This window comes from Pseudomonas sp. NY15435, assembly GCF_048068295.1.
Taxonomy (GTDB): domain Bacteria; phylum Pseudomonadota; class Gammaproteobacteria; order Pseudomonadales; family Pseudomonadaceae; genus Pseudomonas.
This window is the reverse complement of record NZ_JBLUQA010000001.1, coordinates 595,610-611,502: the sequence shown is the minus strand read 5'-3', so window position 1 is coordinate 611,502 and position 15,893 is coordinate 595,610. Positions and strand designations below refer to the sequence as shown.

16 protein-coding genes are annotated in these 15,893 nt (G+C 65.6%); 10 read left to right on the top strand and 6 right to left on the bottom strand.

The window, feature by feature from the left end; all coding sequences use genetic code 11:
* Positions 1–942 (bottom strand): choline ABC transporter substrate-binding protein, encoded by a 942-nt coding sequence (locus ACNFH5_RS02920; protein ID WP_416744080.1) that lies wholly within the window; start codon positions 940–942, stop codon positions 1–3.
* A gap of 30 nt (positions 943–972) precedes the next feature.
* On the bottom strand, positions 973–2,490 hold the full coding sequence (gene betC / locus ACNFH5_RS02915; RefSeq protein WP_416744079.1) for a choline-sulfatase: 1,518 nt from the start codon (positions 2,488–2,490) through the stop codon (positions 973–975).
* Between the two features lie 129 nt (positions 2,491–2,619).
* Between betC and ACNFH5_RS02910 the strand changes: the two genes are divergently transcribed.
* The 5 genes from ACNFH5_RS02910 (at position 2,620) to ACNFH5_RS02890 (ending at position 8,026) form a co-directional block, all read left to right on the top strand.
* Positions 2,620–3,516, top strand: a complete 897-nt coding sequence (locus ACNFH5_RS02910; RefSeq protein WP_416744078.1) for a choline sulfate utilization transcriptional regulator — start codon at positions 2,620–2,622, stop codon at positions 3,514–3,516.
* Entirely contained in the window at positions 3,513–3,845 is a 333-nt protein-coding gene (locus tag ACNFH5_RS02905) for a DOPA 4,5-dioxygenase family protein (protein WP_416744076.1), read from the top strand. The genes ACNFH5_RS02910 and ACNFH5_RS02905 overlap by 4 nt, the downstream gene beginning before the upstream one ends.
* A gap of 103 nt (positions 3,846–3,948) precedes the next feature.
* Positions 3,949–4,470 carry a sigma-70 family RNA polymerase sigma factor gene (locus ACNFH5_RS02900; protein WP_416744074.1) on the top strand — a complete coding sequence of 174 codons (522 nt, stop codon included), beginning with the start codon at positions 3,949–3,951 and terminating at the stop codon, positions 4,468–4,470.
* Positions 4,467–5,408: a FecR family protein gene (locus tag ACNFH5_RS02895; protein ID WP_416744073.1), complete on the top strand. Its 942-nt coding sequence runs from the start codon at positions 4,467–4,469 to the stop codon at positions 5,406–5,408. The genes ACNFH5_RS02900 and ACNFH5_RS02895 overlap by 4 nt, the downstream gene beginning before the upstream one ends.
* Positions 5,409–5,641: 233 nt before the next feature.
* Positions 5,642–8,026 carry a TonB-dependent receptor gene (locus ACNFH5_RS02890; RefSeq protein ID WP_416744072.1) on the top strand — a complete coding sequence of 795 codons (2,385 nt, stop codon included), beginning with the start codon at positions 5,642–5,644 and terminating at the stop codon, positions 8,024–8,026.
* 29 nt (positions 8,027–8,055) lie between these two features.
* Here ACNFH5_RS02890 and ACNFH5_RS02885 read toward each other — a convergent pair whose 3' ends face one another.
* The gene (locus ACNFH5_RS02885) at positions 8,056–8,373 is read right to left on the bottom strand and encodes a putative quinol monooxygenase (protein ID WP_416744070.1); all 318 of its coding nucleotides are present in this window, start codon (positions 8,371–8,373) and stop codon (positions 8,056–8,058) included.
* Between the two features lie 311 nt (positions 8,374–8,684).
* Between ACNFH5_RS02885 and ACNFH5_RS02880 the strand changes: the two genes are divergently transcribed.
* Positions 8,685–9,626 carry an AraC family transcriptional regulator gene (locus tag ACNFH5_RS02880; RefSeq protein ID WP_416744069.1) on the top strand — a complete coding sequence of 314 codons (942 nt, stop codon included), beginning with the start codon at positions 8,685–8,687 and terminating at the stop codon, positions 9,624–9,626.
* A 106-nt stretch (positions 9,627–9,732) separates the two neighbouring features.
* On the opposite strand, the gene ACNFH5_RS02875 is transcribed toward ACNFH5_RS02880, so the two are convergent.
* Positions 9,733–10,119 (bottom strand): VOC family protein, encoded by a 387-nt coding sequence (locus tag ACNFH5_RS02875; protein WP_416744068.1) that lies wholly within the window; start codon positions 10,117–10,119, stop codon positions 9,733–9,735.
* A 191-nt stretch (positions 10,120–10,310) separates the two neighbouring features.
* Here ACNFH5_RS02875 and ACNFH5_RS02870 point away from each other — a divergent pair, with 191 nt between their 5' ends.
* Positions 10,311–11,819, top strand: coding sequence for a YdgA family protein (locus ACNFH5_RS02870; protein WP_416744067.1), 1,509 nt, complete (start codon positions 10,311–10,313; stop codon positions 11,817–11,819).
* 159 nt (positions 11,820–11,978) lie between these two features.
* Here ACNFH5_RS02870 and trpA read toward each other — a convergent pair whose 3' ends face one another.
* Entirely contained in the window at positions 11,979–12,785 is an 807-nt protein-coding gene (gene trpA / locus ACNFH5_RS02865) for a tryptophan synthase subunit alpha (RefSeq protein ID WP_416744066.1), read from the bottom strand.
* Positions 12,782–13,990 (bottom strand): tryptophan synthase subunit beta, encoded by a 1,209-nt coding sequence (gene trpB / locus ACNFH5_RS02860; RefSeq protein WP_054907542.1) that lies wholly within the window; start codon positions 13,988–13,990, stop codon positions 12,782–12,784. Before trpB ends, trpA begins: the two co-directional genes overlap by 4 nt.
* A 312-nt stretch (positions 13,991–14,302) precedes the next feature.
* Here trpB and ACNFH5_RS02855 point away from each other — a divergent pair, with 312 nt between their 5' ends.
* The 3 genes from ACNFH5_RS02855 (at position 14,303) to ACNFH5_RS02845 (ending at position 15,884) form a co-directional block, all read left to right on the top strand.
* The gene (locus ACNFH5_RS02855; RefSeq protein WP_416744064.1) at positions 14,303–15,199 is read left to right on the top strand and encodes a LysR family transcriptional regulator; all 897 of its coding nucleotides are present in this window, start codon (positions 14,303–14,305) and stop codon (positions 15,197–15,199) included.
* 100 nt (positions 15,200–15,299) lie between these two features.
* Entirely contained in the window at positions 15,300–15,515 is a 216-nt protein-coding gene (locus ACNFH5_RS02850; protein WP_017518905.1) for a dodecin, read from the top strand.
* 147 nt (positions 15,516–15,662) lie between these two features.
* The gene (locus ACNFH5_RS02845) at positions 15,663–15,884 is read left to right on the top strand and encodes a DUF1161 domain-containing protein (RefSeq protein WP_416744062.1); all 222 of its coding nucleotides are present in this window, start codon (positions 15,663–15,665) and stop codon (positions 15,882–15,884) included.
* The last annotated feature ends 9 nt before the right edge of the window (positions 15,885–15,893 follow it).

Below are 15,893 nucleotides of genomic sequence, written 5' to 3'. Positions count from 1 at the left end.
CTACAGCTTGGCCTTCACGGCCGCCAGGGCGTCGCCGCCATCGCGGGTCTTCACGCCTTGCAGCCAGGTGTCGAGGCTCTGCGGGTTGGCCTTGATCCAGGCCTTCACCGCGTCGGCGTTCTTCACGTTTTTTTCCAGCACCTCGGCCATGATGGCGTTCTCCATCTTCAGGTCGAAGGACAGGTTGGCCAGCAGCTTGCCGCTGTTCGGGCACTGCTCGGTGTAGCCGTTGCGGGTGACGGTGAACACGCTGCCGGTGCTGCCGAAGTACTTCTCGCCGCCGGTGAGGTACTTCATGTCGACCTTCACGTTCATCGGGTGCGGCGTCCAGCCGAGGAATACCACCCAGCGCTCGCGCTTCACCGCGCGGCCCACCTCGGCGAGCATCGCCTGTTCGCTGGACTCCACCAGCTTCCAGTCGCGCAGGCCGAACTCATCGCCGCTGATCATCTTCTGGATCGACTGGTTGGCCGGCGCGCCGGAGCCGATGCCGTAGATTTTCTTGTTGAACTGGTCGGCGTGCTGGTCCAGGTCGGCGAAGGTTTTTACTCCGGCATTCCACACGTAGGTCGGCACGGCCAGGGTGAACTCGGTGCCTTCGAGGTTTTTTGCCAGTTGGGTGACCTGCTTGCTGGCGATGAACTGGTCATGGAAACCCTGCTGCGCCGGCATCCAATTGCCGAGGAAGGCGTCCACCTGGCCGTCGCGCAGACCGCCGTAGGTGATGGGCACCGACAGAGTGTCGATCTTCACCTGGTAGCCCAGGCCTTCGAGGAGGAAGGCGGCGATGCCGTTGGTGACGGCGATGTCGGTCCAGCCCGGATCGGCCAGTTTCACCGTACTGCAGGCTTCATCTTCGGCCCAGGCCAGCGGACCGCCCAGCGCGAGTGCGCCGGCCAGCAACAACGTCGATGCGTGTCGTACGGTGAATAGCTTGGTCATGCTCCCTTCCCCTTCGGCTTGTTGTGGTTGTTATTTCGGTTGCGGATAGCGGGCGCGGCGCTCCAGATCGTCGAGGTCGATGTGGTTGCGCATGTACTGCTGGCTGGCGTCGACCATGGGCTGGTGGTCCCAGCTTTTCAGCGTGCCGTGGGTCAGCGCGTCGGCCACCAGCCGGCGGCGACGCTGGCTCGCCAGCACCCGTTGCGTGATGGCGGAGATATCCCAGCGGGCGCGTGCCTCACCCAGCAGGTCGCGTACCAGGTTGGCGTGGGTGGGCGAGTCCATGAGGTTTTCCAGTTCGCGCGGGTCGTTCTTCACGTCGAACAGCAGGCATGGGTCCTGTTCCGAGTAGATGAACTTGAAGTCACCGCGACGGATCATCATCAGCGGGCTGACGGTGCCTTCGGCGGTGTATTCGCCGATCACCTCGTCATGGCCGCCTGCGCCTTGCAGGTGTGGCAGCAGCGAGCGGCCGTCGAGATCGATGCCAGGTTCGAGCTGCCCGCCGGCCAGCTCGACGAGGGTTGGCAGCAGGTCCACGGTGGATACCGACTGGCTGACCCGATGTGGGGCGAAACGCTTGGGCGCGTGCACCAGCAGCGGTACTCGGGCGGCCATCTCGAACCAGTGCATCTTGTACCAGAGGCCGCGCTCGCCGAGCATGTCGCCGTGGTCGCCGGAGAACACGATCAGCGTGTCTTCACTCAGGCCGCAATCTTCCAGGGTGCGCAGCAGCGCGCCGATCTGCGCGTCGACATAGCTGCAGGCGCCGAAGTAGGCACGGCGCGCGGCGCGGACTTTCTCTTCGGGCATTTCCTGGCCCCACAGGTCGATCACCTTCAGCAGCCGCTGGGAATGCGGGTCCTGCTTACCCTGGGCGATCTGCACCGAGGGCAGCGGGACGTCCTCGTCGCGGTACAGGTCCCAGTATTCGCGCCCGATGGTGTAGGGGTCGTGCGGGTGGGTCATGGACACGGTGAGGCAGAACGGCTGCTCGGGGTGTTCACGCACATGGTCGTAGAGGTACTGGCGTGCCTTGAACACCACTTCCTCGTCGAAATCGAGCTGGTTGGTGCGCACGCACGGGCCGGCCTGCAGCACCGAGGACATATTGTGGTACCAGCTCGGGCGCACGTCCGGCTCGTCCCAGTTCACCGCCCAGCCGTAGTCGGCGGGGTAGATGTCGCTGGTCAGGCGTTCCTCGTAGCCGTGCAACTGGTCCGGGCCGCAGAAGTGCATCTTGCCCGAGAGCGCGGTGCGGTAGCCCAGACGCCGCAGGTAGTGCGCATAGGTGGGGATGTCGGCGGCAAACTCCGCGGCGTTGTCCCAGGCGCCGATCCTGGTCGGTAACTGGCCGCTTACCAGAGTGAAGCGCGAGGGCGCGCAGAGCGGGCTGTTGCAGTAGGCCGAGTCGAACACCACGCCTTCACCGGCGAGGCGCGAGAGGTTGGGCAGCTTGATCGGCGACTGGGCGTCGTAGAAGGGCAGGAGCGGCGCGGCCATCTGGTCGGCCATGATGAAGAGGATGTTCGGGCGCTGGCGCTTCATGGCGTTGGGCTTATCCTGTTGGCGCTGTTATGGGATGCTGTGCGGTATGAGTCTGTTGGTTGATGGATAGAGGGTAAAGCGCATGGTGCGGCATGCTTCGGATAACGCCTGCTTATGTGAACGAAAGCCATGAGCGTGCCGCTGGAACTGCTGCGCGTGTTCGAGTCCGCCGCCCGGCTGCTCAGCTTCACCGCCGCCGCCGGTGAGCTGGGCACCACCCAGCCGGCGGTCAGCCAGCAGATCAAGCGCCTGGAGAAACTCCTCGCCGTGCGCCTGTTCGATCGCATCCACCGCGGCATCGCCCTCACCGAAAGCGGACAGGTGCTACAGCAGCACGTTCAGGCCGGGTTGGAGAGCATCGACGCCGGCATCGCCGCCATCACCGCCAAGCATCCCCACGAGGTGCTGCAGGTCGCCACCGACTTCGCCTTTGCCGCCTACTGGCTGATGCCGCGCCTGCCGCGCTTCCGGCAGGCCCATCCGGAGCTGGATGTCGGGCTGATCAGCAGCGACCGTAGTCCGATCTCCTTGCGTAGCGATATCGACGTCGCCATCGCCTTCGGTGATGGGCGCTTCAAGCATGGCGAGGCGTTGCGCCTGTTCAGCGAGGAAGTTTTCCCGGTGTGCAGTCCGCGGCTGCTGGAAGGCCGCGAGCTGCCACTGTCGCCCCAGGCGCTTACGACGTTGCCGACGTTGCACCTGAAGCCCGAAGCCTCCAGCCGCTGGTTCGACTGGGCCGGCGTCTATCGCCAGCTGGGCATCGACTCGGCGCCGGGCCCGGCCGGGCTGCGTTTCGACAACTACACCCTGCTGATCCAGGCGGCCATCGCCGGGCAGGGTGTGGCCATCGGTTGGCGGCACCTGGTCGACGAATTGCTGGAGCAGGGGTTACTGTGCCGGCCCATTGCCGGAGCGTTGCAATCGCGTTTCGGCTATTACGCCGTGCTGCCCGAACGCAAACGGCGCATGCGCCTGGTGCAGCGTTTCGTCGATTGGCTGCAGGCTGAACTGGAGCAGGACCGATGAGCGAGATTCAGGACTTCCACGCCCACGTCTATTTCGACGCTGGCAATATCGAGCGCGCCCGTGCGCTGTGCGAAGAGGCGGCACGCCGCTTCGGCGCAAGGATGGGCCGTGTCCACGAACGACCGGTCGGCCCGCACCCGGACTGGAGTTGCCAACTGGCCTTCGACAACGCCACCTTCGCCACCCTGGTGCCGTGGCTGGCGCTGAACCGCGATGGCCTGGTGATCTTCGTCCACCCCAACACGGGCAACGATCTGCGCGACCACCGCGACTACGCCATGTGGATGGGCGAAGTGCGCCCGCTGGACCTCTCGCAGTTCACGAGCTGACACGTTTTTGCATTCGATAATAATTCTCGATTCGGTGTATGCTGCCGTCCCTTCGCATCGGTCTGACAGACGTTGGCCGGTTTTTCGGGGTATTTCGGCCATCATGCGGCGCTTCGCTTCCTCCTCCCTGCTGCAGAGCTTCCAGGCGCATTACGCGGACCTGATGCGCTTCCTCGCCCGCAGGCTGGGAGACAACCAGCGCGCTGCCGACGTCGCCCAGGACACCTGGCTGCGTCTGGCCGACCATCCTGCCGAAGCCGAGGTGCAGGACCCGCGTGCCTACCTGTTCCGCGTCGCCGGCAATATCGCCATCGACAACCTGCGCCGCGAGGGCCGGCTGGCGGAGTTGCATGTCGATGAAGCCGCCGCCAGCGACCTGAGCGACCCCGCCTCCGGGCTGGAGCATCGTCTGCTCGCCCATGAGGCGCTGGAGCATCTGGACGCCGCGCTCGACCAGTTGCCGTCGAAGGCCCGCGAAGCGCTGCTGATGAACCGCCTCGACGGCCTGACCCATGCGCAGATCGCCCAGCGTCTGGGAGTGTCCGAGAGCATGGTGGGCAAGTACATCGTCCAGGCCATGCGCCATTGCCGTGACTGGGCGCAGCGCCAGGGGGACGCGCCATGAGCCGCGTCGAACCGAACCTGCTGGGCGATGAAGCCATCGAGCGCCTGGTGCACCTGCAGTCGGGAAGCGCCGGGGCCGCCGAACGCATGGAGTTCCTGCGCTGGCGCGGGCAGAGCCCGGAACACGAGCGCGCCGCCCGTGAGGCCGAGATGTTGTGGGGCGCGCTGCCGGAAACCCGCAATGCCGAGGAGTACCGACGCCGCGCCCGGCGTCCGCGTCGCTGGCTGGCGCTGGCCGCGACGGCCTGTGTCGCGGCGCTCGCCGTCACCATCGCCCTGCCCGAACCGCTGGCCGGGCTGTACTCCGATTACGCGACGCGCACCGGCGAGCGGCGGATGCTGGAGCTGGCCGACGGCAGCCGCGTGTGGCTGAACAGCGGCAGCGCGTTGTCCGTGGACTTCAGCCCGCAGCAGCGGCGCCTGCGTTTGCACAGCGGCGAAGCCTTGTTCGAAGTGGCGAAGGACGCGTCGCGGCCCTTCATAGTCGAAGCCAAGGGCGGCGAAGTGCGCGCCGTGGGCACGCGCTTCGATGTGGACAGCCGTGGGCCACAGGTGCGCGTGGACGTGACCGAGGGCGTGGTGCAGGTGAACAGTGCCGGGAGCGCGCCGGTGCGGCTGTCCGCCGGCGAGCGTCTGAGCTACCGCGAGGCCGCCGTGCCGGAGCCGGTGCAGCCCCTGGACCTGTCCAGCGCCAGTGCCTGGCAGCGCGGCAAGCTGATCTTCAACCAGCGCCCGCTGGGCGAAGTGCTCGATGAACTGGAGCGCTACGTGCCCGGCCGCATCGTGCTGACCGACAGCGCGCTGCGCCAGCACAAGGTTAGCGGCGTGTTCGACCTCAAGGACCCGGATGCCTTGCTCAAGACCCTGGAGCGCTTGCAGCCGGTGACGGTCACCCATATGCCCTGGCTGGTGCTGATCCGCCCCGCCCCAAAAACCTGACGTCGCGCTTTTCGTAGGAGCGAGCTTGCTCGCGAACCGCCCGACCGAAGACCCGCCGGGAAATCTGTTCGCGAGCAAGCTCGCTCCTACAGGTGAAGTCTCGTTCTGTGCCAAGAAAATGAAAATATTTTCCATTCAGCACTGCAAGGTTTGCATGACCGTTTCGTCGTAGGCAGGAACGCGAAAAATTCTCAATACGCGACCCTGTCCACACAAGAACGGATTTCACCCGCATGCATTACCGTCCGTCCCCGCTGCACCGCGCGATTCTGCTCGCTTCCCTGCTCGGCGCCGCCGCGCCCGTCGTCCACGCCGCGAACGCTGCCGCCGTCGAGCTGCATATCGCCCCGCGCAGCCTGGATAGCGCGTTGACCCAGTTCGCCGACCAGGCCGGGCTGCACCTGCTATTCAACTCCGAGGACATCCAGGGCCTGCAGAGCGAAGGGCTGGACGGCACCTACACCACCGAAGAGGCGCTCAATCAGCTGCTCTCCGGCAGTGGCGTGAGCTGGCGCTTCACCGACGAGCGCACCGTGCTGCTCAAGCGCGAGAAGGACGATTCCGCCGCCCTGAGCCTGGCACCCATGCAGATCAGCGTGGCGGCGCGCACGCCCACCGACATCAGCTCGATTCCCGGTACCGTCTGGGTAGTCGATCAGACTCAGCTGCGCGAGCAATTGGACACCGGAGTGAGCCTGAAGGAGGCCGTGGGAAAGCTGGTTCCCGGTCTTGATCTGGCGCCCGAGGGCCGCACCAACTACGGCCAGAACATGCGCGGGCGCAACGTGCTGGTGATGATCGACGGTGTCAGCCAGAACAGCTCGCGTGGCCTGTCGCGCCAGTTCGACAGCATCTCGCCGTTCAACGTCGAGCGCATCGAAGTGCTCTCCGGCGCCAGCGCCATCTACGGTGGCGGCGCCACCGGCGGCATCATCAACATCATCACCAAGAAGGGCGCGGCCGGTGATGCGCGCTTCGAGACGCAGCTGGGCGCCACCAGCGGCTTCAATAACAGCGATGACCTGTCGACCCGCGCCGCGCAGTCCATCAGCGGCGGCAACGACCGTGTCGTGGGCCGCCTGGGCGTCTCGGCAGAGAAGAACGAAGCCTTCTACGACGGCGGCGGCAACCAGATATTCATCGACAACACCCAGACCGACCTGCAGTACAACCGCACCGTCGACGTCATGGGCAACCTCACCACGCAGTTCACCGACGAGCAGAGCCTCGATCTGCTGGCGCAGTATTACGACTCGGGCAACGACGGCAGTACCGGCATCTACTTTCCCAACCTGAAGTACCAGGCCCCGTCGAACCTGGAAGATGCGGAAATCCGCAGCGGCCTGGACACCGATCTCGAGCCGCGCTCGCGTCGTGTGCTGCTCAATGCCAACTACCACCACAGCAACCTGCTGGAGCAGGACTTCTACCTGCAGGCGTACTACCGCAAGGAAGACGACAACTTCTACCCCTTCCCCTACTACAACACCGGCAAGCCGACCGGCTCCAAGGGCGTGTACTTCGCCGGCTCGCAGCAGAACTTCGAGGTCAGCGGCCTGAAGGGCCTGTTCAGCAAGCAGTGGGATGCGTTCAAGTTCACCTATGGCGTGGACTTCGACCACGAGCGCTTCAACGCCGAGCAGAAGGTCTTCGACCAGCGACTGTCCTCCGAGAGCGGCGGCCTGGACCTGGAAACCGCCAGCAGCGCGCCGCGCTACCCGAGCTACATCGTCGATGGCCTGTCCTTCTACGGCCAGCTGGACTGGAAGGCCACCGACAACCTGACCCTCTCCGGCGGCGCGCGCCACCAGAAGATGGACGTCGAGGTGGACGACTTCAAAGGCGTGCCCGGCGGCAGCAACGACTACCAGGTCAACCTGTTCAACCTCGGGGCGATCTACGACTTCAAGAACGGCCATCAGCTGTGGACCAACTACAGCGAAGGCTTCGACCTGCCCGACCCGGCCAAGTACTACGGCAAGGCTGGGCTGTCGGTGGACGATAACCCGCTGGCCGGCATCAAGAGCCGCCAGGTCGAGACCGGCTGGCGCTACAGCGACATGCAGTGGCAGGCGCAGGCGGCGGTGTATTACATCTGGTCGGACAAGATCATCACCACCGACATGGCGACCCTGACCATCGACGTGGAAGACCAGAAGAGCCGCGATTTCGGCTTCGAGGGCGCGGTCACCCGCTACTTCGACAACGGCTGGCAGGGCGGCACCACGCTGCACCTGGTGCGCTCGGAAGAAGAAGATGCCGATGGCGACTGGATCAAGCGCGATGCGCGCTACGCGTCGCTGTCCAAGTCCACCGCCTTCGTCGGCTGGGGCGATGGCGAGCGCAGTGCGCGCCTGCAGGCCCAGCACGCGTTCAACCTGAAGGACGATGCGGACCATGAGATCGACGGCTACACCACGTTTGACCTGATGGGCGAGCAGAAGACCGGCTTCGGTACCTTCAGCGCCGGTATCCAGAACCTGCTGGACAAGCAGTACAGCACCGTCTGGGGCCAGCGCGCCGCGCTGTTCTATTCGCCGACCTACGGGCCGGCCTATCTCTACGACTACCAGGGTCGAGGCCGTACCTTCACGCTGGGCTGGAGCCTGGAATATTGAGTGTCTGAAAACGCTCTACCTGAAAAGACTCAGGCCACCTTTCCGGTGGCCTGATCGAGGGTTTCCACTATGCCGCCACTGAGGCTTCGGCAGTGGCACAAGAGCACTTCGCCGAGCAGCTGCAAGGAGGGCGTGGCGAAGTAGTCCAGCAGCGCCTCCTCATCTTTCCAGCTGCCCTGCAGCAGCCATGGCTGGTCGCTGTCCCGGGCCACCAGTTGGCAACGCAGGCATCCCGGCGCACGGCGGGCGCCGTCGATGAGGTTGTCGATCAAGGCCCCCAGTTCCGCTTCGTGCCCCAGTCGGGGATGAATCTGCAGTTCGTGTTCGATGGGTGTTTGCCAGTGCATGTCCTGTCCTCCGCGCTACAGGAAGAGGTCCGAGGTGGCTCCTCGGACGACTGACAGGAAGATTACGGCCACGCCAGGGCCGGGCGTTATCCGGATGCTGCCGTCTTCTTGCCTGATCCTGCGTGACATTCGCCGCCGTCTGAAACCGGGTGTTTCCGGCCTCTGCACCGCCACGGTGCGCGACCCGATGGCGGGATGACTTGTCCATTCCTGCCGATTGCTTGCCTGATCCTCCAGCGGCTGCCTTACTGTCACACGCGCGCATGCGCCGTGGGCGTAAGCTGCGTGCGCCGCCACTGGAGGTCCTGTGCATGTCCCAGTCCGTTCCCGCCTTTGATCCCATCGCCGCCGGCCGCCAGGAGCTGGCCGACATCATCCAGCGCCACTGCCAGGGTGAAGGTCTCTTCGAAACCGCCATTGACTCCCTGCTGGTCGCCCGCGGTGACTGCCCCAACGAAGGCCGCATGCCGACGCTGTACCGTCCGGCCCTGTGCGTGATCGCCCAGGGTTGCAAGGAGGTGCGCCTGGGTAGCGAGGTCTATCGCTACGATGAACTCAACCTGCTGGTGGTGTCGGTGACGCTGCCGGTCTCCGGCCAGGTGATCGAGGCCTCGCCGGACAAGCCCTACCTGTCCATCCGCCTGGACATCGACCCCGGCGAGCTGACCCGGCTGATCGCCGAGGCCGGCCTGGCCGGCACTGCGCCGCGTCCGGCCAGCCGTGGCATCTACCTGCAGCGCCTGGATTGCACCGTACTCGACGCCCTGCTGCGATTGATGCGCCTGCTGGACACCCCGCGCGACATCGAGATGCTGGCGCCGTTGTTCGTCCGCGAAATCCTCTACCGCCTGCTGCGCGGCCCGCAGGGACACCTGTTGCACGACCTGGCGATGACCGACAGCCAGACCCACCGCGTTACCCGTGCCATCGAGTGGCTCAACCGCAACTACGACAAGTCGCTGCGTATCGAGGATCTGGCCCGCGAGGTGAACCTCAGCGTGTCCACCCTGCACCATCGCTTCAAGGAAGTGACCGCGCTGAGCCCGCTGCAATACCAGAAGCAACTGCGCCTGCAGGAAGCCCGTCGCCTGATGCTGTCGGAAGGGCTGGAGGTGGCGGTGGCCGGGCATCGCGTCGGCTACGAGAGCCCGTCGCAGTTCAGCCGCGAGTACAGCCGCCTGTTCGGCGCGCCGCCGCTGCGCGACCTGGCGAGCCTGCGAGGGGCTTTGGGCAGCGAGGCGGTGCCGGCCTGAATTGGTAGGAGCGAGCTTGCTCGCGAACGATTTTGCCGGCAGCTCCGATGCTGGGCGGGTTCGCGAGCAAGCTCGCTCCTACAGGGCGCTGGCTAGTCGGTGGGCATCAACGCTCGTAAAGCTCCAGCGGCAAATCATCCGGATCGGCGAAGAAGGTGAAGCGTTTGCCGGTCAGCTCGTCCTCGCGGATCGGCTCGCAGGCAACGCCGTGGCTTTCCAGGTGGGTCACGGCGCCTGCCAGGTCATCCACGGCGAACGCGAGGTGGCGCAGCCCCTGCGCCTCCGGGTAGGAAGGCCGCGCTGGCGCGCCGGGGAAAGAGAACAGCTCCAGCCGCGCATCGCCCAGTTCCAGGTCGAGCTTCCAGGAGTCGCGGGCGGTACGGTAGGTCTCGGCGACCACCTTCAGGCCCAGCACCTGGGTATAGAAGTGTTTGGAGCGCGGGTAGTCCGAGCAGATCAGGGCGACATGATGGAGGCTGTGCAGCAGGGCCATGGCAGAGGCTTCTCGGACAGGGGGAGCGCTCTATCCTGACAGCCGTGCCCGGCGGGTCAATGCTGGCGCTGTGAAGTCGGTCGCTGACGACGCTGGAGTGATGGCAGTGCGCCTGCTAGCATCCCGCCGCCACCCCCAAAATCACGGTCGACAGGATGTCCCCCGTACGGCCGCACTTGAAAGGACTCAGCATGAAGAAGACCGCCCTGGCCATCGCCATTCCCGTTGTCATCGCGGGCGCCGCCATTGCCGGCGCCTGGTACACCGGTACCCGCGTCGAGCAGGAAGTGAACCGCGGCATCACCGAAGCCAACGAACTGTTCAAGCAGGAAGCCCCCGGCCTGGGCGCCTACCTGACGCTCGTGGACATCCAGCGCGGCCTGTTCTCCAGCTCCGCGCGCTACAACCTGACCTTCACTGGAAAGGATGGCGAGCAGCCGCAGACCCTGGTCTTCACTGATCGCCTCGAGCACGGCCCCTTCCCGGCCTCGCGCCTGGCGGCCGGCAAGCTGGCGCCGGTCATGGCGCAGAGCCATTTCGCCCTGGAGCAGAACGAACTCACCGCCCCCTTGTTCACCGCCTCCGGCGGCAAGGCGCCGCTGTTCGGCGAGCTGACCATCCACTACGACCAGAAACAGGAAGGGGCCGTCGAGACCGCCGCCCTGGAATTCGCCAAGGACAGCGACAAGCTGCGCCTGTCCCCGGCCAAGATCACGTTCAACGTGTCCGGCGACAAGAAGGACGTGAGCGCTGTCGGCAACCTCGCCGAAGTGGACCTGGACTTCACCGACGAGAACACCGGCCAACCGGCGCGCGTACAACTGCGTGACCTGGGCATGCAGGGCGACAAGAAGGAAAACGCCAACGGCTTCGCCCTGGGCCCCAGCTCCGCCACTATCAAGAGCCTGAACATCAAGTCGCCGGGCGCTCCGGAAGTCGAGCTGCGCGACGCCGTAGTCGAGGAAACCCTCAAGCAGGGCGGCAAGGGCCTGGACCAGAGCGTCTCCTACCGCGTCGGCAAGGTCGTGGTGCAGGGCCAGGAAATCGGCGGCGTGAAGCTGGACCTGAGCCTGCGCAACCTCGACGAAGGCGTGCTCAAGACCTTCAAGGAGTCCTACAACAAGATGGCGCTGGACAGCCTGGAAAGCACCGAGCTGACCCCGGCGCAGGAAGAGGAACTCAAGCGCCTCGGCCTGGCGCTGCTGGAAGGCTCGCCGGTGCTGTCGCTGGACGAGCTGTCCCTGCAGACCAGCCACGGCGTGGCCAAGGCTTCGCTGTCGGTCGACCTGCGCAAGCCCAATGCCGCCGCAGCAACGCCTGACGAGATGGCCCGCAGCATCCTGGCCGCGCTCAAGGCCGACCTGAAGGTGGACAAGGCGGTGATCGGTGACATCGTTGCCCTGCAGGGCTCGCTGGGTGGCGAGGCTGCCGGCAGCGTCGATCCGGTGGCGCTCAAGCAGCAGTCCGATGCCATGACCGACCTGTTCAGCGGCATGGCGCTGAACTCGCAGTGGGCCGTTCTGGACGGCAATGCGCTGAGCAGCTCGCTGGCCTACGCCAACGACCAGGTGAAGTTCAACGGCAAGGACATGAGCGTGCCGGAATTCATGGCCTTCGCCATGGGCTCGGCGCAGGGTCTCGGCCTGGGCGGCGCGGCTGCCGGTGGCGAAGAGGAGCCGCAGGAAGAGAGCGTGGAATAAGCCTCGCCAGAAACGAAAAAAGCCCGGCATCTGCCGGGCTTTTTCATGCTTCCTGTAGGAGCGAGCGTGCTCGCGAACAGTTATTGCCGGTAGCTCCGATGCTGGGCCGGTTCGCGAGCAAGCTCGCTCCTACAGAAAAGCGATCCGGCGTCGCCGCTATCAGCGAGCGTTACGCACGCCTTCGGCCAGTTGGCGGCACAGGCCAAGCACGCCCTGCACCGCATCGGCGGAGCTGGTGGCTTCGGCGATCTTGTCGATCAGCGCCGAGCCCACCACCACGCCATCGGCCAGGCGGGCGATGCTTGCGGCGTGTTCGGCGGTGCGGATGCCGAAGCCGATGGACACCGGCAGGTCGGTGTGGCGACGCAGGCGTGCCACGGCTTCCTCGACGTGCTCCAGGGTGGCGGCGCCCGCGCCGGTCACGCCGGCCACCGAGACGTAATAGACGAAGCCGGAGCTGCCCTCGAGCACGGTGGGCAGGCGCTTGTCGTCGGTGGTCGGAGTGGTCAGGCGGATGAAGTCGATGCCCGCGGCCTGGGCCGGGTGGCAGAGGTCTTCGTTGTGCTCCGGCGGCAGGTCCACGACGATCAGGCCGTCGACGCCGGCCTCTTTCGCGTCGGCGATGAACTTGTCCACACCGTAGTAGTGGATCGGGTTGAAGTAACCCATCAGCACCAGCGGAGTAGTGGTGTTGCCGGCGCGGAATTCGCGGACCATCTTCAGCGTCTTGGCCAGGTTCTGGCCGTTGCCCAGTGCGCGGATGTTGGCCAGCTGGATCGCCGGGCCGTCGGCCATCGGATCGGTGAAGGGCATGCCCAGCTCGATCACGTCGGCGCCGGCTTCGGGCAGGCCCTTGAGGATGTCCAGCGAGGTCGAGTAGCCCGGATCGCCAGCGGTGATGAAAGTCACCAGGGCGGCGCGGTTCTGTTCCTTGAGTTCGGCGAAGCGGGTCTGCAGGCGGCTCATGCTTGCGGCTCCTGTTGCATGTGGTGCATGACGGTCTGCATGTCCTTGTCGCCACGACCGGACAGGTTCACCACCATGATGTGGTCCTTGGGCAGGTTCGGCGCGCGCTTGAAGACCTCGGCCAGCGCGTGGGAGGACTCCAGCGCGGGGATGATGCCCTCCAGGCGGCAGCACTGGTGGAAGGCGTCGAGGGCTTCGTGGTCGGTGATCGAGGTGTACTCGACGCGGCCGATGTCATGCAGCCACGCGTGTTCCGGACCGATGCCGGGGTAGTCCAGGCCAGCGGAGATGGAGTGCGCGTCGATGATCTGGCCGTCTTCGTCCTGCAGCAGGAAGGTACGGTTGCCGTGCAGCACGCCCGGCACGCCGCCGTTCAGGCTGGCCGCGTGCTTGCCGGTCTCGATGCCGTGGCCGGCAGCTTCGACGCCGATGATCTTGACGCTGGTGTCATCGAGGAACGGATGGAACAGGCCCATGGCGTTGGAGCCGCCGCCGATGCAGGCGACCAGCGAATCGGGCAGACGCCCTTCCTTCTCGGCCAGTTGCTCGCGGGTTTCCTTGCCGATCACCGCCTGGAAGTCGCGGACCATTGCCGGGTACGGGTGCGGGCCGGCCACGGTGCCGATCAGGTAGAAGGTGCTGTCGACGTTGGTCACCCAGTCGCGCAGGGCTTCGTTCATCGCGTCCTTGAGGGTGCCGGTGCCGGCGGTAACCGGGATCACCTCGGCGCCCAGCAGCTTCATGCGGAACACGTTGGCCTGCTGGCGATCGATGTCGGTGGTGCCCATGTAGATCACGCACTGCAGGCCGAAGCGCGCGGCCACGGTGGCGGTAGCCACGCCATGCATGCCGGCGCCGGTCTCGGCGATGATGCGCTGCTTGCCCATGCGCTTGGCCAGGAGGATCTGGCCGATGCAGTTGTTGATCTTGTGCGCGCCGGTGTGGTTCAGCTCTTCGCGCTTGAGGTAGATCTTCGCGCCGCCGCAGTGCTCGGTCAGGCGCTCGGCGAAGTACAGCGGGCTCGGGCGGCCGACGTAGTCGCGCTGGAAGTAGGCGAGTTCCTTGAGGAATTCCGGATCGTCCTTGGCCTTCTCGTACTCGCGGGCCAGGTCGTGGATCAGCGGCATCAGGGTCTCGGCGACGTACTGGCCGCCGAAGCTGCCGAACAGGCCCTTGGCGTCTGGACCGGTGCGCAGTGTGGACATGGGATCACTCCTGGATCGTGTCTCTTTCCGAGACAGTGTGCCTGGGCTCCCCTTCTCCCCAGTCCTGGCTACGCGCCCCGCTCCGAAGGGAGAGGGAGCCGTATGTGCCGGCTGATACCGAGGTTTCAACCTGCACCGAACAATCCCCTCTCCCGCTTGCGGGAGAGGGTTAGGGAGAGGGGCTCTGGTCATGCAGGAGCGGGCCATGGCGGCGCGGCTCCTACGAATGGTGCTCAGGATACGGCTGTGTGATGACGGGGAAAAGCGATAAGATCGCCATGACATGTCAGAAAAACTCACAGGTTGAATGCCATGAGCCGCGACCTTCCGCCCCTCAATGCCCTGCGCGCCTTCGAAGCCGCTGCCCGCCTGCGCGGCGTAAGCGCAGCGGCAGATGAGCTGAGTGTCACCCACGGGGCGATCAGCCGGCAGGTCCGCCTGTTGGAGGAAGAGCTGGGCGTTGCGCTGTTCGTCAAGGAAGGGCGCGGCGTAAAACTCACCGATGCCGGGGTTCGCCTGAGCGAGGTGTCCAGTGATTCCTTCGAGCGCCTGCGCAGTGTCTGCGCCGAGCTGCGGCGCCAGGCCGGGGGCGATGCGCCCTTTGTCCTCGGCTGCCCGGGCAGCCTGCTGGCGCGCTGGTTCATTCCGCGTCTTGATCGCCTGAATCGCGACCTTCCGGACCTGCGCCTGCAGCTTTCCGCCAGTGACGGCGACCTCGATCCGCGTCGTGGCGGCCTCGACGCCACCTTGTGTTTCGCCGCACCGCCGTGGCCGGCGGACATGCGGGTGCTTGAGCTGGCGGTGGAAAGCATCGGCCCGGTGCTCAGTCCGCGCTCGCCGCGCTTCGAGCAGTTGCGCGCGGCTCCGGCCGAAGCGCTGCTGGGGGAACCGCTACTGCACACCGTCTCGCGCCCGCAGGCGTGGCCGGAGTGGGCGGCGCGCCACGCGCTTGACTCATCGCGGCTGAAGTTGGGCCAGGGCTTCGAGCACCTCTATTACCTGCTGGAAGCCGCCGTGGCCGGCCTCGGCGTGGCCATCGCCCCGCAGCAACTGGTAGCCGACGACCTCGCCGCCGGCCGCCTTGCCGCGCCCTGGGGTTTCGTCGCAACCACCGCACGGCTGGCACTGTGGGTCCCCGAGCGCCGCGCCGATCCCCGCGCCGAGCGCCTGGCGCAGTGGCTGCAGGTCGAGTTCAACGGTCCGGCCTAAAGTCTGAACCCGTGCGTTTGCCCTGGGTCCACCCCTCTACTACTGTCCATTGAGGCGCTGGCAATCTGCCTGCGCGGCCCTGCGAATGAGGAGAGCCGTCATGTCCAATCACCACACCTACAAGAAGATCGAGCTGGTCGGCTCCTCGCGCACCAGCATCGAGGACGCGATCAACAACGCCCTGGCTGAAGCGGCGAAGAGCATCGATTTCCTGGAATGGTTCGAGGTGGTGGATACCCGCGGGCACATCGAGAACGGCGCGGTGGGGCACTACCAGGTGACCATCAAGGTCGGTTTCCGCATCGCCAATAGCTAGATCGAAGCGCTCGAACATTTGATGTCACGCGGCTTTTTTGTCACGCGTCTGGGCCATGCTGGCCGGGCGCGTGGATGTGCGTACCGGGGTAGCCCGGTTTTCCGGCCTGTTCGGGCCTTTTCTGTGTAAGACGAGGGAGCGTTACCGATGAAGAAGTTCATGATCGCTGTGGGGGTCTTCGCCCTGGCTGGCAACGTCTTTGCCGCCGGCAAGCCGTGCGAAGAGCTGAAGTCGGAAATCGAGGCGAAGATCAAGGCCAAGGGCGTCGCCTCATTCAACCTGGAGGTCGTCGACAAAGGCAGCGCGGGCGGCAAGCAAGTCGTCGGCACCTGCGAAGGCGGCACCAAGGAAATCGTTTATTCCAAGTAAGCCCCTGGA

Coding starts and splice junctions, on each gene's coding strand:
- ACNFH5_RS02920 (WP_416744080.1), bottom strand. CDS start 942: ATGACCAAGCTATTCACCGTACGACACGCATCGACGTTGTTGCTGGCC.
- betC (WP_416744079.1), bottom strand. CDS start 2,490: ATGAAGCGCCAGCGCCCGAACATCCTCTTCATCATGGCCGACCAGATG.
- ACNFH5_RS02910 (WP_416744078.1), top strand. CDS start 2,620: ATGAGCGTGCCGCTGGAACTGCTGCGCGTGTTCGAGTCCGCCGCCCGG.
- ACNFH5_RS02905 (WP_416744076.1), top strand. CDS start 3,513: ATGAGCGAGATTCAGGACTTCCACGCCCACGTCTATTTCGACGCTGGC.
- ACNFH5_RS02900 (WP_416744074.1), top strand. CDS start 3,949: ATGCGGCGCTTCGCTTCCTCCTCCCTGCTGCAGAGCTTCCAGGCGCAT.
- ACNFH5_RS02895 (WP_416744073.1), top strand. CDS start 4,467: ATGAGCCGCGTCGAACCGAACCTGCTGGGCGATGAAGCCATCGAGCGC.
- ACNFH5_RS02890 (WP_416744072.1), top strand. CDS start 5,642: ATGCATTACCGTCCGTCCCCGCTGCACCGCGCGATTCTGCTCGCTTCC.
- ACNFH5_RS02885 (WP_416744070.1), bottom strand. CDS start 8,373: ATGCACTGGCAAACACCCATCGAACACGAACTGCAGATTCATCCCCGA.
- ACNFH5_RS02880 (WP_416744069.1), top strand. CDS start 8,685: ATGTCCCAGTCCGTTCCCGCCTTTGATCCCATCGCCGCCGGCCGCCAG.
- ACNFH5_RS02875 (WP_416744068.1), bottom strand. CDS start 10,119: ATGGCCCTGCTGCACAGCCTCCATCATGTCGCCCTGATCTGCTCGGAC.
- ACNFH5_RS02870 (WP_416744067.1), top strand. CDS start 10,311: ATGAAGAAGACCGCCCTGGCCATCGCCATTCCCGTTGTCATCGCGGGC.
- trpA (WP_416744066.1), bottom strand. CDS start 12,785: ATGAGCCGCCTGCAGACCCGCTTCGCCGAACTCAAGGAACAGAACCGC.
- trpB (WP_054907542.1), bottom strand. CDS start 13,990: ATGTCCACACTGCGCACCGGTCCAGACGCCAAGGGCCTGTTCGGCAGC.
- ACNFH5_RS02855 (WP_416744064.1), top strand. CDS start 14,303: ATGAGCCGCGACCTTCCGCCCCTCAATGCCCTGCGCGCCTTCGAAGCC.
- ACNFH5_RS02850 (WP_017518905.1), top strand. CDS start 15,300: ATGTCCAATCACCACACCTACAAGAAGATCGAGCTGGTCGGCTCCTCG.
- ACNFH5_RS02845 (WP_416744062.1), top strand. CDS start 15,663: ATGAAGAAGTTCATGATCGCTGTGGGGGTCTTCGCCCTGGCTGGCAAC.